Origin of the sequence: Erysipelothrix sp. HDW6B (assembly GCF_011301115.1) — a bacterium.
GTDB lineage: Bacteria > Bacillota_I > Bacilli_A > Erysipelotrichales > Erysipelotrichaceae > Erysipelothrix > Erysipelothrix anatis.
The window spans coordinates 765256-789734 of sequence record NZ_CP049860.1 but is presented as its reverse complement, the minus strand read 5'-3'; the positions used below and the strand labels follow the sequence as shown (position 1 = coordinate 789734).

25 protein-coding genes and 5 tRNA genes are annotated in these 24479 nt (G+C 38.8%); 2 read left to right on the top strand and 28 right to left on the bottom strand.

Going from position 1 to position 24479, the window contains the following annotated elements; genetic code table 11:
- Nucleotides 1–51: 51 nt before the first annotated feature.
- Both G7061_RS03975 and G7061_RS03970 read right to left on the bottom strand, forming a co-directional pair.
- Nucleotides 52–1059: an alpha/beta hydrolase gene (locus G7061_RS03975; protein ID WP_166119058.1), complete on the bottom strand. Its 1008-nt coding sequence runs from the start codon at nucleotides 1057–1059 to the stop codon at nucleotides 52–54.
- Nucleotides 1056–1589, bottom strand: coding sequence for a cysteine hydrolase family protein (locus tag G7061_RS03970; RefSeq protein ID WP_166119054.1), 534 nt, complete (start codon nucleotides 1587–1589; stop codon nucleotides 1056–1058). Before G7061_RS03970 ends, G7061_RS03975 begins: the two co-directional genes overlap by 4 nt.
- Nucleotides 1590–1727: 138 nt before the next feature.
- Here G7061_RS03970 and G7061_RS03965 point away from each other — a divergent pair.
- A tRNA-Leu gene (locus tag G7061_RS03965) sits at nucleotides 1728–1811 on the top strand.
- An 89-nt stretch (nucleotides 1812–1900) separates the two neighbouring features.
- Here the strand turns inward: G7061_RS03965 and G7061_RS03960 are convergent.
- The 18 genes from G7061_RS03960 to G7061_RS03875 form a co-directional block, all read right to left on the bottom strand.
- The gene (locus tag G7061_RS03960; protein ID WP_159638222.1) at nucleotides 1901–2728 is read right to left on the bottom strand and encodes a MurR/RpiR family transcriptional regulator; all 828 of its coding nucleotides are present in this window, start codon (nucleotides 2726–2728) and stop codon (nucleotides 1901–1903) included.
- Nucleotides 2729–3243: 515 nt separating this feature from the next.
- A tRNA-Arg gene (locus tag G7061_RS03955) sits at nucleotides 3244–3320 on the bottom strand.
- A gap of 23 nt (nucleotides 3321–3343) precedes the next feature.
- The gene (gene coaD / locus G7061_RS03950) at nucleotides 3344–3826 is read right to left on the bottom strand and encodes a pantetheine-phosphate adenylyltransferase (RefSeq protein WP_159641052.1); all 483 of its coding nucleotides are present in this window, start codon (nucleotides 3824–3826) and stop codon (nucleotides 3344–3346) included.
- Between the two features lie 269 nt (nucleotides 3827–4095).
- Nucleotides 4096–4518 carry a flavodoxin domain-containing protein gene (locus tag G7061_RS03945; RefSeq protein ID WP_159641055.1) on the bottom strand — a complete coding sequence of 141 codons (423 nt, stop codon included), beginning with the start codon at nucleotides 4516–4518 and terminating at the stop codon, nucleotides 4096–4098.
- A 60-nt stretch (nucleotides 4519–4578) separates the two neighbouring features.
- Nucleotides 4579–4881: a PTS sugar transporter subunit IIB gene (locus G7061_RS03940; RefSeq protein WP_159635155.1), complete on the bottom strand. Its 303-nt coding sequence runs from the start codon at nucleotides 4879–4881 to the stop codon at nucleotides 4579–4581.
- 90 nt (nucleotides 4882–4971) lie between these two features.
- Nucleotides 4972–5424, bottom strand: coding sequence for a hypothetical protein (locus tag G7061_RS03935; RefSeq protein ID WP_159635158.1), 453 nt, complete (start codon nucleotides 5422–5424; stop codon nucleotides 4972–4974).
- Between the two features lie 87 nt (nucleotides 5425–5511).
- Entirely contained in the window at nucleotides 5512–5820 is a 309-nt protein-coding gene (locus tag G7061_RS03930; RefSeq protein WP_159635161.1) for a PTS lactose/cellobiose transporter subunit IIA, read from the bottom strand.
- A 135-nt stretch (nucleotides 5821–5955) separates the two neighbouring features.
- Nucleotides 5956–6031 (bottom strand) — tRNA-Thr (locus tag G7061_RS03925).
- Between the two features lie 133 nt (nucleotides 6032–6164).
- Nucleotides 6165–7475 (bottom strand): adenosylmethionine decarboxylase, encoded by a 1311-nt coding sequence (speD, locus tag G7061_RS03920; RefSeq protein ID WP_166119045.1) that lies wholly within the window; start codon nucleotides 7473–7475, stop codon nucleotides 6165–6167.
- 16 nt (nucleotides 7476–7491) lie between these two features.
- The gene (locus G7061_RS03915) at nucleotides 7492–7980 is read right to left on the bottom strand and encodes a TetR/AcrR family transcriptional regulator (protein WP_166119042.1); all 489 of its coding nucleotides are present in this window, start codon (nucleotides 7978–7980) and stop codon (nucleotides 7492–7494) included.
- 79 nt (nucleotides 7981–8059) lie between these two features.
- On the bottom strand, nucleotides 8060–8551 hold the full coding sequence (locus tag G7061_RS03910; protein WP_159641067.1) for a hypothetical protein: 492 nt from the start codon (nucleotides 8549–8551) through the stop codon (nucleotides 8060–8062).
- 102 nt (nucleotides 8552–8653) lie between these two features.
- Nucleotides 8654–9070: a PPC domain-containing DNA-binding protein gene (locus tag G7061_RS03905; RefSeq protein ID WP_159635168.1), complete on the bottom strand. Its 417-nt coding sequence runs from the start codon at nucleotides 9068–9070 to the stop codon at nucleotides 8654–8656.
- A 23-nt stretch (nucleotides 9071–9093) separates the two neighbouring features.
- Nucleotides 9094–9570 (bottom strand): nucleoside 2-deoxyribosyltransferase, encoded by a 477-nt coding sequence (locus tag G7061_RS03900; RefSeq protein ID WP_159635171.1) that lies wholly within the window; start codon nucleotides 9568–9570, stop codon nucleotides 9094–9096.
- Between the two features lie 59 nt (nucleotides 9571–9629).
- Nucleotides 9630–11315, bottom strand: a complete 1686-nt coding sequence (locus tag G7061_RS03895) for a Na/Pi cotransporter family protein (RefSeq protein ID WP_159641070.1) — start codon at nucleotides 11313–11315, stop codon at nucleotides 9630–9632.
- Between the two features lie 110 nt (nucleotides 11316–11425).
- The gene (locus tag G7061_RS03890) at nucleotides 11426–13111 is read right to left on the bottom strand and encodes a Na/Pi cotransporter family protein (RefSeq protein WP_159635177.1); all 1686 of its coding nucleotides are present in this window, start codon (nucleotides 13109–13111) and stop codon (nucleotides 11426–11428) included.
- Nucleotides 13112–13188: 77 nt separating this feature from the next.
- The gene (locus G7061_RS03885) at nucleotides 13189–13629 is read right to left on the bottom strand and encodes a GNAT family N-acetyltransferase (protein ID WP_159641073.1); all 441 of its coding nucleotides are present in this window, start codon (nucleotides 13627–13629) and stop codon (nucleotides 13189–13191) included.
- A 106-nt stretch (nucleotides 13630–13735) separates the two neighbouring features.
- Nucleotides 13736–13811, bottom strand: a tRNA-Ala gene (locus G7061_RS03880).
- A 26-nt stretch (nucleotides 13812–13837) separates the two neighbouring features.
- A tRNA-Ile gene (locus tag G7061_RS03875) sits at nucleotides 13838–13914 on the bottom strand.
- Nucleotides 13915–14220: 306 nt separating this feature from the next.
- Here G7061_RS03875 and nox point away from each other — a divergent pair.
- Nucleotides 14221–15555 carry a H2O-forming NADH oxidase gene (gene nox / locus G7061_RS03870; RefSeq protein ID WP_166119033.1) on the top strand — a complete coding sequence of 445 codons (1335 nt, stop codon included), beginning with the start codon at nucleotides 14221–14223 and terminating at the stop codon, nucleotides 15553–15555.
- Between the two features lie 153 nt (nucleotides 15556–15708).
- Here nox and G7061_RS03865 read toward each other — a convergent pair whose 3' ends face one another.
- The 8 genes from G7061_RS03865 to G7061_RS03830 are packed head-to-tail and all read right to left on the bottom strand — an operon-like array spanning nucleotide 15709 to nucleotide 24452.
- The gene (locus G7061_RS03865; protein ID WP_159641079.1) at nucleotides 15709–16620 is read right to left on the bottom strand and encodes a LysR family transcriptional regulator; all 912 of its coding nucleotides are present in this window, start codon (nucleotides 16618–16620) and stop codon (nucleotides 15709–15711) included.
- Nucleotides 16621–16628: 8 nt separating this feature from the next.
- On the bottom strand, nucleotides 16629–17696 hold the full coding sequence (buk, locus tag G7061_RS03860) for a butyrate kinase (protein WP_159641082.1): 1068 nt from the start codon (nucleotides 17694–17696) through the stop codon (nucleotides 16629–16631).
- A gap of 1 nt (nucleotide 17697) precedes the next feature.
- Nucleotides 17698–18597: a phosphate acyltransferase gene (locus tag G7061_RS03855; RefSeq protein WP_207948933.1), complete on the bottom strand. Its 900-nt coding sequence runs from the start codon at nucleotides 18595–18597 to the stop codon at nucleotides 17698–17700.
- A 1-nt stretch (nucleotide 18598) separates the two neighbouring features.
- Nucleotides 18599–19654, bottom strand: coding sequence for a PTS transporter subunit IIC (locus tag G7061_RS03850; protein ID WP_159635192.1), 1056 nt, complete (start codon nucleotides 19652–19654; stop codon nucleotides 18599–18601).
- Between the two features lie 9 nt (nucleotides 19655–19663).
- Entirely contained in the window at nucleotides 19664–21070 is a 1407-nt protein-coding gene (gene lpdA / locus G7061_RS03845) for a dihydrolipoyl dehydrogenase (protein WP_159645717.1), read from the bottom strand.
- Nucleotides 21071–21076: 6 nt separating this feature from the next.
- On the bottom strand, nucleotides 21077–22354 hold the full coding sequence (locus G7061_RS03840) for a dihydrolipoamide acetyltransferase family protein (protein WP_166083150.1): 1278 nt from the start codon (nucleotides 22352–22354) through the stop codon (nucleotides 21077–21079).
- An 8-nt stretch (nucleotides 22355–22362) separates the two neighbouring features.
- Complete coding sequence (locus G7061_RS03835; protein ID WP_166119027.1) at nucleotides 22363–23343, bottom strand: alpha-ketoacid dehydrogenase subunit beta; 981 nt, start codon at nucleotides 23341–23343, stop codon at nucleotides 22363–22365.
- Nucleotides 23343–24452: a thiamine pyrophosphate-dependent dehydrogenase E1 component subunit alpha gene (locus tag G7061_RS03830; protein ID WP_166119024.1), complete on the bottom strand. Its 1110-nt coding sequence runs from the start codon at nucleotides 24450–24452 to the stop codon at nucleotides 23343–23345. The genes G7061_RS03835 and G7061_RS03830 overlap by 1 nt, the downstream gene beginning before the upstream one ends.
- Nucleotides 24453–24479 lie beyond the last annotated feature (27 nt).

Sequence of the window (24479 nt, the reverse complement as noted above, 5' to 3'; positions counted from 1 at the left end):
TTATGATTTATTATAACACGCTATGCGTATCGTTGCATTAAAAAAGGACCGCTAACCAGCGACCCTCACTAAAAATTCAACAAAGCGTTCAAATGTTATTTGTGACTGTTCGAGTGTCATGATAAATTGATATTCATGAACCAACTCCGCTTCAGATTCATCATAAAATGCTGCAGTCACATCAACGCCCAGATTTTGAAGCGCATCAACCAGTTTCAAGCCATCCTGGGTGAATGTCATTGTATTGCCATCAGTAACGAAGGCAGGTGGAAAATCTTCATTTACATAATCGATGATGGTCAGTTCATCAATGTAGTCCCCTTGACGCCAATTTTTTTCACCAAAATATGCCCAACCAATTCGCTCAAAGAAGAAGTCCAATGCACCTTTGCCAAAATCTGCAAACGAGAGAATTTCATTCAAGTCATACGGACCACTGAATAATCCAACTCCCGATATTGTATTCGGAGCCATCACAGGCTTGATCCCTACTTTTTCTGAGTATGCAGCATCATTTTGAATGAGGACAAATTGAGACACAATGTGAGCACCGGCAGAATCTCCCGCATAAAACACTTTATCCATGTTCAGGTTGTACGAATCACGATTGGATGACAAGTGCGAGTAGAGCTCCCCAACTTGTATAATTTGACTTGGATAGTTAGCCTCAGGAGCACGTTGATAATTCATATTTGCCACAACAAAACCACGTTGTGCTAATAATACTGAATACTCTGTGATATCCACTTTATCACCACCTACAAATGCACCACCATGTACCCAAATAATGACCGGCTCCATTCCAGTTGCATTTTTTGGTTTATAGAGATCAAAGATGTTATCTGTTTCAACTGATGGATAGACCAGATTTTCTTGGACATCAACTTGTGCTCGAATTTCATCATAATTTTCAGGCGGTTTCGCAATTCCCACATCAAAAGCACGACGAACCACCGTCGCGGATACATACGGATTAAAATAGATATAACCAAACAGCCCCGAAAAAACGATTGTGAGTGTTAGAAATATGCCAATAATGTTGCGTTGGTATTGTTTCACGCTTCAGTACCAAGAATATCAATTTGGAATCCTGCCATAACTTCCAATGCTTTTAAATCTAAGGATTCATCAAAACTCGATGTTAAATTTCGATTCACAACAATCCGAGCTTCTGGAAGTGCAGCTTTCGCAATCGCAGCATTTGTGATGACGCAAATATTCGAGACTAAACCCATGATTTCAATTTCATCAAAATCCTGTGTTTTTAAATAATTTCCCAGTTCGAGTGACCCGAATGTTGGTTTATCAAATATCTGGGTCGTGGTTTTAATCCATGGCGACAATGCTTCAACGATTTCCCAACCATAGGTTCCATGGATGCAATGAGGAATTGGTAATCGTTTCCCTTCTTGCGTTTCTAAGTAGTTTTCATAATGGGTGTCTCGCGTAAATACGACGACATCTTCAGGCTCAAGCTTTGTTTCTAATGTCTTTACGATTTGTTTCACAACATCATCGGCTTTTTCAAATCCTAACGCACCGTCAACAAAATCATTTTGTACATCAACTATCATGTATATTTTTTTCATACAACCACCTCCCTTTAATCATATCACAGCTCGTTTTTCACTGCCTTTTTTACACTTTAATTTCTTGTATTATTTTTATTTCTTTTAGTATTGTATAATGTGAAATCTAATGTTATAATACATTAGCATTAAGGCAATGCACCAGTGGCGGAACGGTAGACGCGCACGCTTGAGGGGCGTGTAGAGCAATCTGTGGAAGTTCAAATCTTCTCTGGTGCACCAATAAATAATTTAGCTGAGATTCACTCTCAGTTTTTTTATGCCTACAAACAAAAGGATGGTAATCGTCTACGGATTACCATCCTTTTTTATTATTTGAAATAATCTGAAACGACAATAGCTTTTTGTAAGCCATATCGGGTCACGTATGCACTGTACAAGATATCGATTGCAATAAATTGTGCATAAATAGAATTTGTAAGCGCAGTTGGTTCGGTGCTTACCGGTGCAGTATAGAGATTATAATCACTATTGTGTTCAATACGACTGTCTGCACGACGACTAATTGCTAGTGTCTTAAATCCGATACTCTTCGCAAACAACATCAGTTCTAAGACTTTTGATGAGTTCCCTGAATTTGAAATTGCTACATAAACAGAGTCTTCCTTTTGCGAATACATGGTCACACGATCTGACCCCTGATCGTTTACCACAAACACCGCTTTACCAACACGTAACCATTTTTGTCTAAAGTTTTCAACAGCCAACACAGAAAATCCATCCCCATATAGGAATATGTTCTTCGCATGATAGAGTAATTCGACAATGGGATTGATCTCTTCCATTGTCAAATCTTCTGTTGTTTGATTCATTGCTTCAAATGCTGATTTCAAAATATCATGCTTGGCTTCTTGCGGTTTCGAATAGTGCAAGATTTCATTCGCTGACTTATAGCTGTGACGCGCAAGTTCACTCGAAAGCATAACTTTGAACGTTTGAAAACTTTCGACTCCAATTTTACGACATAAGCGACTAACCGCTGATGCACTCGTCTCTGTTTCAACCGCAAGGGTTTGAATTGACATACCGACAACGCGTTGGGGTTTCTCTAAGATAAAGTCTGCAAGTCTTTGCTCGGTTTGTGTTAAGTCTGCGCGATGGAATTCTAGGGCATCGAGAACGCGGAGTTGATTTCCCATTTATTCTTCCTTTCTACAGTCTTGGTTGATAGACATACATATAGGCTATCTTATCACTTTTTCCCCCATTTCTACAATCAATCCTTTTGATTATATGCAAATTATGTACTTTCAATTAGGTATCTTACCTAATTTTTATGAATTAAGTGCTCTCCGTTTACAAAAACTAATAGATTAGATAAAGAATAAGAGGTACAAGTAACAACAGTAATAAAAATACCTTGAGTTTATGATCACCTAGAGCTTCGTCGATTTGTCGTCGAAAAACTATACCAATTATCAATGAAATAATAACCACAATATCCTGAATCTCCATGACATTCTCCTTATTTAACCATGCCTTTTCACTTGATATCCACTATATCATACCATCGTGCTACCCATACAAGGTGATGTTTATACAGTCATCTTTGATGGCTAAATCGTTGTATATGCACCTGATCAAATTTTAAAAGTTCCTTTGTATTTCTACCACAACACTAAAAAACCCACGTTTAGGTGGGTTGACTTGATATTGGTGCGAACAACAGGAATCGAACCTGTGGCCTAGCGCTTAGGAGGCGCTCGCTCTATCCTACTGAGCTATGTCCGCAAAAAAGAAATAGCAAGTTTCAGCTATTTCTCTTGAGCATAACGCTCGATGAGTCGATCCGCTACATTGCACGGAACGAGTGATTTTAAATCGCCACCAAAGCGTGCAATTTCTCGAGCAACTGACGACGAAATATATGAATAATGGGGATCTGCCACCAAAAATAATGTTTCAATTTTAGGATTCAAGACTCGGTTCGTTGCAGCGTGTTGCAACTCATACTCGTAATCCATAACCGCACGGATACCACGAATTAACAATGTACAGTTTTCTTTAACTGCATAGTCTACGGTCAGACCATCACCAATTTTAACTTCTACATTGGGTAGATGTTTAACACTTTCTTGCGCTAGCTCTAAACGTTCCGCCATCGAAAATGTTCCTTGTTTGCTATCATTACCCATGATTGCGACAACTACTTCTTCAAACATTCGAGAACAACGTTCGATTAAGTCAATGTGACCTAAAGTGATTGGATCAAAAGATCCAGGATACATAACTCTCATATGAATACCTCTCGTTAACATTATACGCTATGACAAACAAAAAACACACCCTACCGTGTGTTTTTATAAAGGAGACGATTCGTTGTTACTGATGGAGGAAATATAAATGTATTTCATTAGTTGAGGAAATAGTGTCAACGAATCTTCTTGAGGACAAGTATTATATAAGATAGTTTGGCTATCTATGTTTACATTATACATTGAAAAATGTAAAAGTCAACGGACTTTCACTATTTTTTACACTATTTTTACATTAACCATGAAACAAGTTACATTTTGAAGTAAGACGTTACTTTTTCCTTCACATTTGCGAGTTGCTCATCATTAGGTTCCCATTGGATTTGATAGCGATCGAGTACCTCTGCACCTGAATCAATCATCTCCTGATTCCAGCTGACCATCCATTCGCCATCACCCCAGTCGTAGGAACCAAAAAGAACAACTTTTTTTCCAGCAACATGTGGGAGTAAATCGTCTAAGAATGGCCTAAATTCATATTCTTCAACAGCTTCACCGGACATCGAAGGACATCCCAAAAAGAATATATCCGAATCCTTTACGTCATCTGCAGTGACATCACTGACGTAATTACTTTCACATTGCATTCCTAAGTCTTCGATTGCTTCTTGTATCGCTTCAGCGATAATTTGTGTGTTACCAGACCCCGTCCAGTATACGATTGATGGTTTCATATTTAGCTCCTTGCTTTGACAATAAAAAATGTTAGTTTCCTAACATTTTTAGTGATTTAATTAGTCACCCAATACTTTTTTAACTTCAGCAATAACTGCTTCACCGTTCATTGTTCCGTATGCGCGCATATCGATAACTTCGATTGGTTTTTCAGGAAGTTGTTTTTGAACTGTACTTAAGTTAAAACGAACTTGTGGTCCTAAAAGAACGATATCTGCATCCGCTCCAACACGTGCAGCTTCACTTACTGAGTGAGCTGAGATTTCAACTTCATAACCTTGTGAGTCTGCTGACTCTTTCATTTTGTTCACTAAGATGCTTGTTGACATACCAGCTGAACATAGTAGAATAATTTTTCTCATAATACCCTCCTTGATACAAGAACATTATAACAATTTACGTTTCAATAGTCTATAAGAAAGCGTTGACATTGCACTAACTAGTGCAAATCCTTAACGGAAATTTTTTCCAGCAAATTTTTGCTCAAGGGCCTTCATGTCTGTAAGTGGCATTCGCAGTTTGAATGGTTGTCCCTTTAATAAGAAAGATAGACGCCCCTTTTCATACTTAACACGTGTAATGTCCTTAACGTAAAATGAGTGTTCGAGTATAAAAATAACCTTTTTACCCCATGCCACAATACGTCGTGTATGATAAAACGTCACAATGAGCATAATAAAACCATAAAAGGTCAAGAATGAAACATTAGCTTTCAAGTCTGGATAAATAATAAAGCCAATATTCAGCACACCCACAACGACGATTTCGATCCAACTTCTTACGTCAAACTTCAATTTCAACGTATCATCAATACGTTTTCCGCGATTGTATCGCATCATTTCAAATCCGTAGAGCGCTATGATTACAAAGCGACAAATCATAACGACAATTTCACTCATGTTCATTTTCTTTCCTCACTTTTGTACATTGTATCATGTAGTCCTATATTTTAGGGACTTTCTTAACAAAAAACCACCCTAGGGTGGTTTTTATTATTGAATTCGTTTGTGAATGTCAATAAGTTCAGCTGCAATAATTTTTAATACTTCTGCACTCATCATTTGATCTTCCGCATGGATTAACAATAAGTTGATTGCTGTATTACCTTCTTGAGCTTCTTGTTGAATTAATTGAGCATGTACACGGTGTCCTTCAACGAATTGTTCTTCACCTTCTGCCATCAATTGTTCTGCACGATCGAAATCGCCTTCTTTTGCAGCTGCGATTGCTTCGATGAAGCATGAGCGTGCTGATCCGTTGAATGAGATCATTTGAAAACTTAGTAGTTCAATACCTTCCATAGTTAATTACTCTCCTTTTATTACAAAATCATTATAACAAATTTCATTTTGCTTTCCTAGTCAAATAGCCTTGGATTGCGTTTTCTTCCCATTACATAAAAAAACTGTATGATTACATACAGTGTACCTAGTAAATGGTGCCGACTAGAGGACTTGAACCCCCAACCTACTGATTACGATTCAGTTGCTCTACCAATTGAGCTAAGTCGGCGTAAGATTATTGTATTCCTTTTTGATGCAGGTTTCAATCTTTTTCGAATGATTTTGGATTTACTGGCATTTGATAATTATTTATACACTGTATCGCAAAAGCGACAATTGTGTCACTTTTGCGATAAAAAAAATTAATATGATCGTTCTAATTTTCGGACTGTTGCCTGCCGCGACTCAAAAAGAACTTTTAACTGTTGAAGAATCTCGTATTCATGAATATCTTCATGGCATACAAATAAGTCCAGTGCCGCATAACCATGCTCAGGCCACGTGTGAATTGTAAAGTGAGATTCACTCAGAATAATTGCTCCGCTGACGCCATATGGATCAAACTGATGAAACTCATCAGTTACAGCAGTGAGCTTGAATGTGTCGACAATTCTATACATCGCTTCCTTAACATACGCGATATTTTTGAGGAGCGAAGCATTACTATCCCGTAATTCATACAAGCTATGATACCCCAATACTTGCGTTTGCCCCTTACGTTTTGAATCATAGGTGTACATACTCGTTTCAAAAGATGACGCTGTAGCACGTTCAAGGATGTATAAATTGCTCTGATTACCAATAATTCCACCGCCCTGATATTTATTAAAGTTTTCAATGATTTCTGAATAGTACCACCCTGTTGCTGTAATATGTTTTTGTAGTTCGTGTTGATGTGCGCGTTGCTTATCGCTAAAAGACAAATAAACGGTTCCGGTTTCACTAATTAGATTTTGAGCGAATTCCAAGAAGCTTGCCACACCCGCAACTGTATATGGTGGATCCATAAATATAAGATCAGCAATTATATTTGTATTTAGGGATTGTCGAAAATCTGCTTGAATACACCTAATGCTTCTATCCGCTTTTTGAATATGGTTCAAAACCCTTTGGTCAATATCATATACAGTTATTTGAGTTTGCTTTAGTCCCAATGACTTCAATACTTGTGCAAGGAGAATGGAAACTAAATCATCATCACCTAAGAATACAATTTGTTTTTTGAAAATCAGTGGATCGAGGATATAGCGACTGACACGAGCTATGACCGTTTGCAATGTCGCATGTGCTTGATCTAATGTCACATCTGCATCGGGTCTTGTTTCATAGTATAAATTTAGCGCATCCAGCTGTGACTGGATATACTTCAATCGTGCTGTTTCGTCTTTGATGAGTTGCATATAAAATTCTTTATTGATTCCTCGGTAGCCTAAGTCCGACTCAACATAATCAATCCCCATGGGTGTTAGCATATAGAAACTCTCACGCTTCAAGTATCCTGCTTTTACAAGTTCCTTTTTAAGTGCTGTCGCAAGCGGTGTTGGAACTTTCATAATTCGTGCCAACTCTTTCGTGGCAATCGTCTTGTTTAAGTATAATGTGACCATACCAATCTCGATTTGGTACATCGTATCAAGCCCAATATGCTTTTGTATTATCTTTAAATCTTTCATTTCTTAACCTCTTAATTTATCTGTATTTATTTTTAAATGTGTCAATAACTGCATCATTTAGAATACCCGACAATGCCATGACCGTCATGCCTTCGAGCTGCGTAAAAATCATCGTCGCTTCGGACTCATTACGGTGACCGTATGTCATAATTTGTTTGATGTTTACGTCGTAAATCCGTTGTGCCAAAGTAGACGTTTGAGCATATTTCATCATGTATTCGTATCCCGCAAATCGTAATGTACCTCGAATATTGCGTAATTCTAGAATTTCTTCATTTAAGTAGTCTGCAAAGCTTCCGTACTCACGATTTTTGTTTATCGAGAGCTCTGTTTCCATTAGTGCTTCAAATACCTCTTTGACACTTTGAAAATAGCGGTAGACACCACCGCGACTTAATCCGCTTGCATCTACAATATCGGTCATTGTAACGCCATTTAGCCCATTCTCTATAAATAAAGAACGGGAAGATACCACAATCTGATTACGTGTTTGTGCTGCTTTCATAAGTCCCTCCAAGTAAAAAGCGACATCGTTGTCGCTTTTTACTATACTGTATTTTTTTGGGTATTGCAAGACCCATACACTACTTAGTTTTTAGGGCACTTATAATGAGTTGGGTTATCTCTAGTGCATCTTGTTGTTCGTTAAGTAAGGTTTCATCAATATCACTGAGCAAATCACCCTTGACCCACCAGCGTTTTAAGGCATCCAACCCAAACTCTGCTGTATCTTTCATAAGGTGTCGTGTATAGCTTGCCTCAAACGATAGATCGAAGTAGTAGAAATAGGTAGGGAGTGCTAAAGCCGTAACTTCTCGGAACATTTCCTGGTATTTCCAACTGTTAAAAATCCCTTCAATCACAATTAAGTCATATTTCCCTAGACCAAATTTAAGCATATTAACAATTAGTGATGCTGAGAGGTTGCCTTCAGTATCTTTTACATTGAGAACTTCTCGACGAATCAGATCTTGCGACAAGATCATTGTGGATCCAGGATAGTGCTCCCGAAGCATATGCGCAATCGTTGTTTTCCCACTACCACTATTTCCTCGTATTACAACAATTTGTGTCATTTCAACTGTCCTCGACTTTCCTTTCTATGGTAACACGAGATTCTATCACGTATCCTTACAATAAAGTAAGGACCGTGTATCAATCGTTACACGGTCCTTGTTTTAGCCTTTTTGGCATTGATTGCTGATTTCGCGAATGCGTAATTCTTTAAAATCTGTTAGTTCGCCTTTCGTACGCGACAATTCGTGATTTTCTAATTCTATGAGGACTATTTCTGCTGTCGATTTTACCTGACTCCCTTGAACGATGTGTCCACCAAAGACTTTAAACTCAGAATCACTCACAGATGCATGAATGTGCATACCTTGCATGGACAATGTCCCAACACACGATACGATTTCAAATGGACCATCCATCACAAACATGGTCTGATTGTATCCTTTGCGGAATACAACTTTTTCAAGACTTCCGACGACAGTACCAATGTATGCTGCTTTAATTTCATATTTTTTACAGTATTGGTCCAACGCCACAATGATATCTTCACCAGGCATTAATTTAATAACATGTTCTTTCATATCTACACTTCCTTAATTAGTGATTAAATATAGTTTCCAATAAGTTCAATCATACTTGCCTCGTCATTAACAACAACACCATTTAATTTGATGAGACCGATCGTATAGAGGTTAACATATGAAAATTGAGACTCGCCAATTTCAGCTAAAGCTGCAATTTTTTTCGGGTTTTCAAAACCTTGCTGACGGGAGTCTGTATACAATCCAATCACCGGAATATTTGCGTGATACGCAACACCAATTTCTGAAGCTACACCTGCATCAATGCTGATGCCATCCAATACAGCTACTACAACATCAGATGCCAGCAATGCTTCCGTATCAAATTTAGCAATCATCGTCGAATCTGCATAACTTGATTTATCATTAATATCCCCTTGTTCTTGGGGCAAGTAAACTTCTAATTCGGGGTATGCTTTACGAATTTCAGCAACAACGCTTGCGTTGTAACGAAACTCCATATTTGAGAATAGCGGACTTGCAAAATACATTTTTTTCATGAATGACGCCTCCTTGTGTTTCTTCTATTCTATCCAATCTTAATGAAATTGTCACGATATCATTGTGTTCCTTCTAATGTCACATCTTTCAAAAGACCACCGTACACATACTCAGAAATATTAACAGCATGACCACCAATTCGTACAAGTGTTGTTAATATGTCGATGAATAGCGAACTTGCATAGTTCGAGTCACAGGTTCCCTGTGCCATCCGTTTAAAGTGACGTTCTCGGTACTTCATGTCCATTTGGTGTAATGCACGATTATTCTCAGCAAGAACAATAAAGTCTTGCATATCATCAGTCTCAAACATCTTTAATGCCTGATCCAACATAATTTTGACATGGTCGTACATCGTGTTTAAATCTTGGCGTGCTGCATCACTCATTGATTCACGGTTATTAAAAATTGTTTGATAAATACCTACAAGACTCGTCGATAAATCCGCAACACGTTCTAAGTTTTTTACTGTGTCCAAACTAATTGCATATTCTTCAGCAAAATGATCGGTTGTCGACACCTTTTTCGCAATTTCAAGAAGGTATCGTGTCAATTGCTTATCGAGATCATTAATCATCTCTTCAAGTTGCATGACAATATCAAACTCTTCTTCATCTCTTGAGTTTAGATAACTCTTGGAAGTCTCAAAAGACTCTATAACAAGATCAGACATACTTGCGATCCCTTGCTTTGCAAGTTGCTTCGCGCCTTCTGGATAACTTTCGATTAGGTTGTAATCAAGTGGTTTAATTTTCTCACGCTCTTTGATTCGATCCTCACCTGGAATAACTTTCTCCAAAATACGGATACAGAGCGGAATGAATGGAATAATTCCTACAACCCAAATTAAATTAAACACAAAATGATTGAGTCCAACCGCCATTTCTGGAGAACCACCCATAGACGCATTCAACGATATAATAAAGTCCGAATAGATTCCGATGAAAGGCATCATAACCAGCGCACCTAGAATATTATAGAGAGCATGGAACCAACCAGCACGGCGTGTTGATACGGAACCTCCGACTGAAGCAAGCACTGCAGTCAGTGTCGTTCCGACATTTGACCCAAAGACAAAAGCGGATGCAGCCACCATGGTCATGCCACCTGCTCCATAAATAGTTTGTACCAAAACGATAACGGCCATAGAAGAGTTGATTAAAGCTGTAGCTAGAGTACCCGCAAGCAATGCAAGCCATGGATTTTGAGACATGTATACCATGAATGATTCAAATTCAGGTAACGTTGACAGAATAATCAATTCATTACTCATCAATTGGAGTCCCACAAAGGTAATTCCAAATCCAAAGATAATTTGTGCGTAGGCTTTTATTTGATTTCGTTTTACAAACATTAGCATAAAGGCACCCACAAAAACGAAATAGTATCCAAAGGCTTCTATATTTAATCCAACCATTAGCGCAGTCACAGTTGTACCAAGGTTTGCTCCTACTGAAATACCAATTGCTTGCTCAAGTCGCATTAAGCCCGCTCTAACAAGACTTATTGAAATTACGGTCGCTGCGGTACTTGACTGCATCAAAGCAGTTAAAATTGTTCCAACTAGTATTGCCGAAAAGATATTCCCGGTGTATTTCTCGATATAATCACGTATCCGAGGTCCAGCGGCATCCTTAAAACCATCACCAAGTAATTTGATTCCCAATAGAAACAAACCAAATCCACCAAGGATTACATTAAATTGAATATCTGATAAACTTCCTAGACTTGACGTTACATCCATCGTCATTTCCTCCACCCATATGTGTTCTATTATACATCGTTTCCGATGTATCTTGAAAGCGAAAAATAAATGCTATATAGAGAAAAAGCAGCCGGGACGACTGCTATATTCTAAAGTTCATTATCACTGTCGTGACGTTTTACTGTTGAAACCATATAACGTGAGACATTGACACCATGATCGCCAATTCGTTCTAAGATTCCAAGAATATCAATAAAGATACTACTTGCAACTTTTGTTTCGCAGATTCCTTCTGCAAGACGTTGGAAGTGTTTCTCGCGGTATTTTTCTTCAATTAGATCAAGATATTCTTCATCTTTAGAAAGTTTCTCAAAGCGCGAGATATCTTCTGTCTTAAAGATTTTCAACGAACGACGCAACATGTCATCGAGGAGTTGATACATTGTATCTAAATCACGAATTGCTTCACTCGAAAAATCCTCACGATTATCAAATGCTAATTGATAGAGTTCAACTAAATTTGTCGATAAATCACTCATACGCTCATAGTTCTTAATAATTTCTAGCTGACGTGTGTATGCTTCTGCAATATTTGGTTGATTGCCTGCAGACTTCATAATTTTTAGAAGATAAGCAGTTAGGTTGGTATCAATTTTATTTACCATTTCCTCCAACTGCATTACGACATCGTAATCTTCTTTATCTTTAGTACGCAAATAACTTTGAGATGCTTCTAGAGATTCATGGACTAAATCAGCCATAACAATCGTACGGTCCTTCACAAGGCGTAGTGCACCTTCTGGGAAACGTGAAATAATTTCCTCATCCAACGGTTCGAGTTTATCTCGGTTCTTAATTTTATCTTCCCCTGGAATAATAACTTTCAAGAGTTTGATAAATGATGGAACAAACGGTATTACGAGAATACAGAAGATTAAGTTAAAGAAGAAATGCGCAACACCGATAGCCATCGCATTCGACCCACCCATCATTCCATTTACGTAGAGAATAAAGTTTGAATAAGGAACAATAAAGAACATCATAATCACTGCACCAAACACGTTAAAGAGTGTATGGAACAAGGATGCACGGCGTGCGGATGCCGATCCCCCGATGGATGCAAAAAATGCTGTAATCGTCGTTCCAATGTTTGATCCAAAAACAAAGGCAACAGCTGCAATAATTGACATTCCACCATTTTCATAAATTTTTTGCACAACCGCAATCGTTGCCGACGACGAGTTAACAATCGCAGTTAATCCCGCACCACCCAACATCGACCACCATGGATGTTCTGAAAGTTGAAGCATCATTGCTTCAAACCAAGGCATTTGTTGTACTAAAAGTAGTTTATCACTCATAATTTGTAATCCGACAAATGTCATCCCAAATGCCAAGACAACTTTGCCATAGTTTTTAATTGATTGTTTTCCTGAAAAGAGTAACATCATAGCACCTAAGAATAGGAAGAAATAACCCATTTCATCAACATTGAGACCAATAATAATTGCGGTCATTGTTGTTCCAATGTTTGCACCTAAAGAAATTCCAATTGCTTGATCCAATCGCATTAATCCTGCACGGACAAGACTAATTGAAATTACGGTTGCTGCTGAACTTGACTGCATAATTCCAGTCATGATTGCTCCTACTAAAATTGCTGATAATAAGTTGCTTGTATATTTGTCGATATAGTCACGCATGCGGTCACCCGCAACTGCCTTGAAACCATCTCCTAAAAGGGTGATTCCCAGCATAAACAAGCCAAATCCCCCTAAAATAATATGTATTCCCAAATCCATCCAGGTTTGAGTAAATGCATTAATAAGCTCCATGAGCATCCTCCATCAATATAGACCATGCTCATAATATCATGAAATTTTCACAATAGTGTGAAAAGAAATTAACAATTCTATTGTGACTGATACTTCATGTGAAGCATCGGATTACGATTTCCAGCTTGATCGATTGGATTAACCCGATCCAGTTTAAATCCTAAATTTTGATAAAACAGTTTTTCATGTAAATTTGTCTCTGGAATATCCACTGTTATTGCTTGATTGAGCTGTAAAACTTCTCGAACCAGTGAACCTGCAATATCTTTGTTACGAAACTCCGGGCTCACGTACAACATCTCGATTGCGCCATTTAGAACTCCAATAAATCCTTGCATGAAACGGTTGCTTTCGAAAACGTAGACAGCATCCATCGACGCGAGTCCAGTAAGTATTGTTGGGCGCATTGATTCAATCATAGATTCATTGATTGTCGTATGCGTCGCTTTTACAGATTGTTCCCAAACATCAAGTAACCGATTCAAATCATCTTCTAAAACATTAATTTTTGTAATCATTGTGCCACCCCTTTGTATCTTTATTATAACGCGTCTTGATGCAGATGTATAATGGACGTTGTAGGAACAAAAAAAACATCCGTTATGGATGTCATTATTTAAAATATGGTGGAGCTTAGCGGGATCGAACCGCTGACCTCCTGCGTGCAAGGCAGGCGCTCTCCCAGCTGAGCTAAAGCCCCATATATTTTGTCATTACTTAAAGAAATGGTGGGCCTGAATGGATTCGAACCAGCGACCTCACCCTTATCAGGGGTGCGCTCTAACCAACTGAGCTACAGGCCCATTCCTTATTGCTAAGATAATATATCATTCTGAATTAGGAGTGTCAACACGTTTTCATAATTATTCCCAATTAATCCTATTTCCGTCCAAAATCATCCCAACATTACATTCTTTTATCTGTTTTTACAGGAATTTCATCGTATAATTCGTGAATAGTGAAATAATAATCACTATCATACCCTTTCATGGATTTTGTATGCTATTTATTAAGAATATTTTTATAATTCTCTATTTTCAAACACATTCATCAAATATTCCCAGTGCTATACTAACTATAGTGAACGATTCACTACAGGAGGAAGTAAAATGAGTAAAGTAGTTTTAATTGGTGCAAACCATGCTGGAATTGCAGCTGCAAATACGATCTTGGACAACTATCCAGATCACACATTAACAATACTTGACCGTAACACAAACCTTAGTTATTTAGGTTGTGGTACAGCTCTATGGGTGGGGCAACAAATTGATTCTTCTGACCAATTGTTCTATACGAACAAAGATGCATTTATCGCTAAAGGCGCAGATGTGCATATGCAAACAAACGTTGATCACGTTGATTTTGCGGCAAAGAAGGTTCACTATGTTGACTCCGAAAATCGTGAAACAGTCATCGATTATGACCAATTAATTTTGGCAACTGGATCATTACCAATTACACCAAAATTACCAGGAATGGATTTAGGCGGAGTTCACTTTGTCAAACTTTTCCAAGATTCACAAAAAGTTGACGCACTATTAAGTCAAGAACATGTTAAAAATGTTGTTGTCGTTGGTGCTGGATATATTGGTGTTGAAATGGCTGAAGCTGCGCGCCGTCGCGGTAAAAACGTTCGAATCGTCGAATCTGCATCGACATGCTTAAGTAGCTACTATGATGAATGGTTCTCAAAAGACATGGACAAAGTTATGAGCGATAAAGGTATCGATCTGAACTACGGCGAAATGGTTACTGCCTTCGAAGGTGATGGTAATGTTTCAAAAGTTGTTACAGATAAAGGTTCTTATGATGCTGAACTTGTCATCATGGCTATCGGCTTTAGACCCAATAATGAATTAGGCAAGAACGATCTTGAATTATTTAATAATGGCGCTTACCTTGTTGATTTACAACAACGCACAAGCTTACCAGATGTATATGCTGTCGGTGACTGTGCTACTTTATATTCAAATGCCTTACAAGAAACAACATATATTGCGCTTGCTACGAACGCAGTACGTTCAGGAATTGTTGCTGGACATAATGTTGGTGGAACACCGCTTAAATCATTAGGGGTTCAAGGTTCAAATGGTATTTCCATTTACGGGTATAACATGGTTTCAACAGGTCTTAATATCGAAGCAGCTAAAAAAGCTGGAATTGATGTTGTCTACACTGACTTTGAAGACCTCCAAAAACCAGGCTTCATGAGCGAAAATAATAAAGTTAAGATTCGAATTCTATACGAACGTGTAAGTCGCCGCGTAATCGGAGCACAACTTGCATCATACACAGATATTTCGATGACCATCCATATGTTCTCATTAGCAATCATGAAAGAAGTCACAATTGAAGAAATCCAACTCTTAGATATCTTCTTCTTGCCTCACTTCAATCAACCATACAACTACATTACGATGGCTGCACTTTCAGCTAAAGAGTAAATTTTTTTATAGGAGTCTTTAAGACTCCTTTTTTTATGCGCCGGGTTTATCATAGTTGTCCAACGCTACCATTCAGATTTAATCATCTTTTTAACCAATAAGAATTATTATAAAATAAATAAATAAAAAACGAATCCTGGCATTGGATTCGTTTTATTTCGATGTTGACTCAGTACTGAGAAGTGTTTGTTGGAAACTATTATAGAAAATTCGGTTATCGTAGTCCTTTAAATCCAGACTTGTGATCAAAACTACATTGAATCGAGCAACTTCCGCATCTTCCAAGGGAATCCATACAATATCATCCCGTTGTAAGACATCTTGGATTGCGAATGGAAGGAATGTTACTGATTTATATGTCGCAACATGTTCAACGATAACTTCCCAATTTTCATTCACAAAGACAATGTCAGGATAGTAGCCAAGATTTATGCAACGTTTCTCGATTTCGTTTCCCATTGCAAACGCATCTGTCATCATACTGAATCGTTCATTTTTAAGCTGTTCAAGCGATAAGGAGGTTGCTTGACACAGACGATGCCCCTTTGGCAAAACAACGGCAACGTCATAATAGTAGTCATCAAGAATTACTTTTGATTCATTGAGGATTGGAAAATAAATTGGCGTTGAGACCATCCCAATATCCAACTGCCCATTTGCAACGAGTTGCTGAATTTCTTTTGAACCGCGTTGCGTATAGTCAAGGCGATAGTCGGGATAGAACTCTGTAAATTTTTGAAAGATACTCATGTATTCAATTGAAGAGAGTATTGTTAATCCAAAACGGATCCGCCGTTTTTGAAGTTGACCAGCATAACGAACTGAACGCATTAGGTTATCTGCATCCATTAGTAAAGTTTTCGCACCTGTATAGAGCGCATTTCCTGCCTCAGTTATTTCAATACCGGTTGTTGATCTCTTAACCAACTGGGTCCCCATCATTTCCTCAAGTTCTTTAACATTCCAACTAAGTGCTGGTTGTGTTATATATAGTGCTTTCGCAGCACGAGAGAAATTACCTTCTTCAACTAATGTTACAAAATACCCTAATTTTTTTAGGTCCATGCTGCCCCCTACGTGTTTCTTTTGAAACGCTGTACAGGCTCCTCTTGTTTATAGGCACGATAGCCACCCATTGATAATGCTTCAAGTTCATACTCACCTGGGTAGATGACTACCTCGGCAAGGAAAGAAACACGCTCTGTTACCCAGTTCATGACGCGGGCAGAACGAGAGAAACCCCCACTTATTACGATTGCATCAATGTCTCCTGATAAAACTGGAGCAAGTGTTCCAACACTCTTCGCAATTTGATATGCCATTGCTTCGAGAATGAGTGCTGCTTCGGTATTACCAGCATCAATTAATGCTTCAACATCACGAACGTCGTTAGTGTCAAAATATGATACTAACCCCCCACGATGGCGAATGTCTTTCGTAACCGATTCTTTAGGTATATTATAGCATAAATCCATAAATGGTCGTAGTGGCAATCCTCCAGACCGCTCTGGTGAAAATGCGCCTTCATCATCACCGACAAGATCAATCATACGACCTTGTTGGTGTGCTGTCACTGTAATACCAGTTCCAGCATGTACAACAATCAAATTTAATGAATTGTAAGGTTTATTTGAGTCTTTTGCATATTTATGAGCAACGGCCCGAGAATTAAGCATATGACCCACACTTTTTCGCTCTATACCGTTAAGCCCTGAAACACGGGCAATATCATTTAACTGATCTACGGATATAGGGTCATAGACATACGCCTTACCCTTTCCGTTTGTATCAACAATGCGTTTCGCCATTGCGGCTGCTAGATTTGCTGGATGTGATACGCTAGATTCATTCAAAAGATATGATACAAGTGCATCATCAATTTCGATGGCGCCCGCATCAACAGGTGGGAGGATCCCCCCTCGAGCAACAACCACATCAATATCTGAGACAGAATATCCATGCTTACGAATTGCTTCTAGAATGGATTCATAGCGCATCTCCAACTGATCAATGAGGCGATCGTAGGCTTCAATTTGTTTGATATCATAACGTACTTCATCCGTAAATACTTCAGTTGTATCTTTATATAATGCACATTTTGTTGATGTCGCACCAGGATTAATACTTAGAATGTATGTCATGTTAAGATTCCTCATTTCCAATAAAGCATGAGAGTAAAATGGAGTTTATTTTTTCATCTAATGTTGAACCCCTTGAGGTAAGAACAATTGGTACTTTCGCACCTTGAACGATGCCTGCCATTTTCCCTTCTGTAAAAAGCGTCCCCACCTTTCCAAGTATATTTCCACTAATAATATCTGGAACAACGAGAATATTTGCATCACCTTGAATTTTACCCGCGTATTTCTTTGTGGTAGCGATGGTAGAAGATACTGCCAAATCGATCGAAATTGGCCCTTCGACAGTTGCATCCTTCCAGGTCTTTTGTGAAATTTTCTCTGAGTCAAGCGAGGCTTGTATGTGTGGATTGGTGTGCTCAGCCGCATCAATGAGTGCAACTTTCGGGACTGCAACCCCTAGAGCATGTGCAACGTGTACTGCATTTTCAATAATACCTATTTTTTGTTCAAAATTTGGATAAGGTATCATTCCACCATCAGTAATCATAAACATACGCTCCAAATACGGAATTTCAACCAAAGCAACATGTGATAAAACTGGCTGATTACGAATACCTGTATCGCGATTCACCACTTCACGCAAGAGATCACTCGTCTGAATAAAACCTTTCATTAAGATATCTGCATCCCCGTCACGAACACATTCAACGGCTTTAAAAGCTGCTTCTTTATCTGAATCTGCATGTATAATTTTGAGAACATCGCGTATTTTATGAGCTTCAAGTATTGCTAATATTTGAGGTTCATTACCAATTAACGTTGGCTCAATATACCCACGTTTCATAATTTCAACAACTGATAATAGTGACGCTTCTTCATGAGCATTCACAAGCACAAGTTTGCGCGGTTTTATTTTATTTCGAATTAGCAACGTTTCGAGTTCAACAAAGTTTTTAATCATATTATTGCACCTCGATTTTGTAATCCTCTGGCGAAACAATTGGTTTCATTGTTGTAAAGACATAACGGAAAATGAAAGCAAGCGCGACCGGAACAACAATGAATGCAATGATTGCTTGAAGAATATTGATGAATGTCCAACCACCTGCAAGATTAATAGCATTGATTGGTCCGATGAATCCACTAATTCCAAAACCTGCTGACATCGGCGTTCCTTGTTGACCAAGAATCGCTCCAATCATCCCTGCAATTGCAGCATTACAGACAATTGGCAACATAATTTTCGGTTTTTTGATAACGTTGGCCATTGCCATCTTTGGCGAACCAGCCATGAGTGCAATACTGATACCTGTTGAGTTTGCTTTCCAACCTGTGATTGCTAGTCCAAAAGCAGTTGCGCAGATTCCAATATTAGCAGCTGCCGACCCAATTCCCGTTAAGTTGATAGCAAGTGCTATACCAACCGTTGAAATTGGCGAAACGATCATCACTGCGAAGATTGATGCCATGAGTAAAGACATAATAATTGGTTGGAAATCCATTAATGATCCGATCATCGATGCCAAACCACCGGTGAACATTTTGACATAAGGTAATGTCAAGACACCAATGCCACCCGCTATAATCAACACAAGTGTTGGTGTTAAAAGTAGCGTATATGCTTTAAACCGACCATTTATGTATAAAATCATGATGGTCGCAATCGTTGCAGTAATGGAGATGTTGATAATATCTCCACTTCCTGCAAAGAGGAAGCCGCCCCCTTCCGCAAATTTCCATGCTCCTGACCCCAGGCCTGCTGCCATAGCAACAGAGGCTGTTTCAATCGGTGTAAATTTAAATTGCATAGATATTGCATATCCAATAACCACCGCCATCATCGTCATCGCTAAAGATGTTGCGTCTAAGACAAATTGTCCTTGTGGAAAGATTGGCAGAAGTGCTTTGAATAGCTCATTGAGTAACGCTCCAGGTATTAATACAACAACGGACCCGACAGCGATACCATTCAATATTTTCATCCCAAATCCTTTTTCAAAAATTGGTTTTTTTGTCATATTTTTCTCCTATATGTGTATTGGAAGTCCTTTCGCAAGTTCACTCGCATCCATAATTGATTCGGATAATGAAGGGTGAACATGAATGATTAGGCTAATATCATCAAGAGTCAGTTGTGTTTCAATTGCCATTGTTAACTCAGCAATTAACTCACTTGCTTGTTCCCCAACAAGCTCGGCACCAAGAATTGATGATGTTTCAGTATCCACAATAATACGAACAAATCCTTGTGTTTTTCCCATTGAAAGTGCACGACCATTCGCCTGAAGTGGGAATGTAAATCCTTTTGCTTTAAATCCTGATTTTTTTGCTGAATCAACAGTATGGCCTACGACCGCAATTTCCGGATCTGTAAAACTCACTGCTGGAATCACAGTATAATCAAATCCTGACGCTTGTCCGGCAATTACTTCAGCAACAACTTTTCCTTCATAACTTGCTTTATGCGCAAGCTGAGGACCAGGAATTACGTCACCGATAGCATAAATATGATCGACAGATGTCCTACCTTGTGTATCAACTTCTATAATTCCACGTTGATCTTTTTTAACATCTGTATATTCCAAACCGATTGCATCGGTGTTAACGCTTCGGCCAACTGTTACCAAGACATAATCAGCAGATATCGATTCTTGTTTGCCATTTGCTTCGTATGACACCGTTACATGATCAGGTTCAGATAGAGCTTTTGTAGCTTTGACATCTGTCAGAATTTCAACACCTTTGTGCTCAAAATTTCGAATGACCTCTTTGACAAGGTCTTTACTAAATGTCGGCAGAATCGTTGACGTTCCTTCTAGTATTGTAACTTTCGTTCCTAGATTCGCGTACACACCTGCGAGCTCACTACCAATGTATCCGCCACCAACGATAACCATTGATTTTGGCACTTCGTTGAGGTTAAGCGCTCCGGTTGAATCTAAAATGCGATCACCAAATTTAAATCCAGGTATTTCAATTGGTCGACTTCCAGTGGCAATAATTGCATTGTCGAAAGAGAATGTTTGACCCTCACTACCACCAACCACGCGTACTTTTTCGTTGCCAATGAACATCGCTTCACCATATACAACAGAAATTTTATTTTTTTTCATGAGTGCAGCAATTCCACCAGTTAGTGCATCCACAACTTGAGTCTTTTTCCATTGTTGTGTCTGAACCATATCTAAAGTTGATGGACCATAACTTAATCCATACTCATTTTTTTCTTGTGTAGCTCGGAATTCCTTACTCACATGAATCATGGCTTTTGATGGAATACACCCCACATTGAGACAAACGCCACCTAAAGTATCCTTTTCAATTAAAGTAACCTTTTGCCCCAGCTGGGCTGCGCGTATCGCAGCCACATACCCACCAGGACCTCCTCCGATAACAAGAGTTTGAGCGTGTTTACTAAAATCTCCTACTACCATATAACCCTACCCTTCTAAGACGATTTTATTAGGATCAGCTAAGAGTGATTTTAATTCGTCTAGTGCTTTCTGTGCTTCGACACCGTCAATAACACGATGATCAAAAGTAAATGAAAGTTTCATAACTGGTGCTACTTCAAGTTCACGATCCGCATTTACAACGGGTTCATACGTAATACGTGATGTCCCCAAGATTGCAACCTCTGGGTAATTAATAATTGGTGTTGAGTAGACTGAATCTTTTGAAACTCCGCCGACATTTGTAATTGTAAATGAGCCATCACGCATACTTGATCCTGGTAATTTTCCTTCAGTAGCAAGTTCTGCATTCTTTTGGATTTCCTCGGAAATTTCGAATAGGTTTTTCGAATCTGCATGTTTGATGTTTGGTACATATAAACCACCATCTGTATTGGTTGCTACACCAATGTTGATTGCATTTCGATATACAATTTCAAAGTTTTTCTCATCTACAAAAGCATTGAATATTGGATATTTTTTTAACATCGCTGTCGCCGCTTTTACAAAATAAGCTGTATAGGTTAAATTAACACCCTTTTCTTTGGCATATGCTTTGTAGCTCTCGCGATGTTCCACTAATTTTGTTGCATTCAAATCTGCAAAGACTGTGACACGTGGAATTTCAGTTGCTGAACGAACCATCGCTTGCATCGTTGCTTTACGCATTGGTGACATAGTTTCGCGACGGTAACCACCACTATCCACAGTAATTTCAGGTTCAAATACAGGTGCAATAGGTGCCGCAGATTCAACGACCGAAGCCACTACAGGTGCACCATTTAGGAATAAATCAATATCCTCACGCGTCACAGTATTATTTCTACCTGTAGCGGGGATTCCGTTAATATCTACACCCTTTTCACGCGCATATTTTCTAACCGATGGAATTGCTTTCGCCTTAGCTAAGACTACACCTTCTTTTGGTGCAACAACTGCCGCCGGCACCTCAACCATTGGAGCTTCTGGTTCAGCTTCTATATGCGCTTCACCTTCAATTTTGAAACCTGTTTTTGCTGCCCATGCATCGTCAACATCAATTTCTACTAATATTTGACCGACTGTCGCAATATTTCCATCGTCAATAAAAATGGATTTAACCAAACCGGTTACTGGCGATGGTACTTCTATCGTTGTTTTATCATTCGCAACTTCAAGCAATAGATCATCTTGCTTGATTGTATCGCCATTTTTAACACCCCAGCTTACAATTTCACTTTCTGTAATTCCTTCTCCAAGATCGGGAAGTCTATATTGAAATTTCATACAATCACCTAGTATCCTTCCTTAACAGTTTTTACTGCATCCATGATATCCTTAGCATTTGGAATCCAGATTGTTTCGGCTGCAGGTAATGGATAAGTTGTATCCGGTGCAGAAACACGTGTAACAGGTGCAAGTAGATCCAAGAAGAATCGCTCATTAATTTCTGATACGACATTCGCTGAAATACCGGCTTGACGTTGTGCCTCTTGAACTACGACAACTCGTCCTGTTTTACCAACAGAAGCTCCGATTGTTTCATAATCTGGATGTGACACAGTTCGCAAGTCGATGACTTCAACACTAATGCCTTCATCAACAAGTGCTTCTGCAGCTTTGAGTGCTTCAATAACCATCGCACCGTATGCAATAACAGTTACATCTGTTCCCTCTTTCGTAACAGCAGCTTTATCTAATGGCACTTCATAGAGTCCTTCTGGAACCTCCATTTTCGCACCACGGTAGAGTTTTAAATGTTCTAAGAAAACAACGGGATCATTACTACGAATTGAAGATACAAGTAACCCTTTTGCATCATAGGCGTTCGTTGGTACGACAACACGAATTCCCGGCATTTGAGCCACGATACCCTCATAACTATCAGAGTGAATTTCAGGAGTTGCAACACCACCTCCAAAGGGACTACGGATCGTAATTGGAGCCGTGATGTTTCCTTCTGTTCTAAAACGCATACGCGCCATTTGATTTGTAAGTGAATCGATTGCTTCTGTTACAAACCCAAAGAATTGAATTTCAGGAATTGGACGAAAACCCTCTGCAGCCAATCCAATAGCAAGACCTAAAATTGCAGATTCCGCAAGTGGTGTATCAAAGACGCGGCTATCTGTATGAATTTGTTGTAATCCATTAGTAGCACGGAAAACGCCACCATTTAATCCAACATCTTCACCAAATATAAGTGTTTTCTCATCTTCTTTTAAAATTTCATCCAATGCATTTGTGATTGCTTCAACCATATTGAGTTGTGCCATTATTCTTGCTCCTCCTTAATTTTGAATGCTTCGTATTGTTCTTTTACAGAAGGTGGCATGACTTCAAACATATTTTTCAGATAACCTGAGACTGTTTGTTTCTCTGCTTTACGTGCGAATTCAAGTGCTTCCTTAACTTCTGCTTGCGTTTTTTCTAGAACAGCTTCCTCTTTTTCTTCATTCCAAAGGCCGCGTTCCGTTAAGAAATTACGCATTCTGATAAGTTGATCTTTTGGTAACCAGCGCTCAACCATTTCATTTTCACGATAACGACGTGGATCATCACTTAAAGTATGCGGTCCATATCGGAATGTTAAGAACTCAAGCAGTACTGGACCATGACCATTCACTGCATGATCACGGGCTGCTTTTGTTGCAGCATATACTGCAAGAGGATCCATACCATCCACAAACAAGTGCGCAATTCCAACACCATGACCTTTTTGTGATAATGTTGCGGAGCGTGTTTGGAAACTACGTGGAACCGAAATTCCAAATCCATTATTCTGTGCTACGAAGATGACCGGAGCATCATAAACACCAGCAAAGTTCAGACCTTCATAAAAGTCACCTTGAGATGTACCTCCATCACCAATATAGGTTAGGGCTACATTTTTCTTATTATTTTTTTTCAACCCTAAACCAACACCTGTTGCTTGGATAATTTGAGCCCCAATGATAACTTGTGGTGGGAACGATTTAATGTCTTTGTCATATGAGAATCCATTAGTATGACCAATATACCAGTTCATTGCTTGAGACATTGGAACACCATGGCGGATCATCGGTGGAACATCCCGGTAACTTGGTAACAACCAATCACCTTTTTCTAAGACATATTGACTGATCAACTGACTTGCTTCCTGGCCTTCTGTTGGCGGAAGATTTCCAATAATTCCTTGACGGCTAAGAATACTGACTCGATTATTGTATTCTCGACCCCACACCATAATTTCCATCATTTCAACAAGTTGATCATCAGTGAGTTCTGGCATATAAGCCTCATTCACAATTTTTCCAGTTTCGTCCATGATTTGAAATAAATCTGGAAGTTTGTTCGATTCTTCTAGAATCTCTTTAAAATCTAATACTTTACTTTTTTTAGACATACGATTTCCTCTCTTTTTCGCATTTAA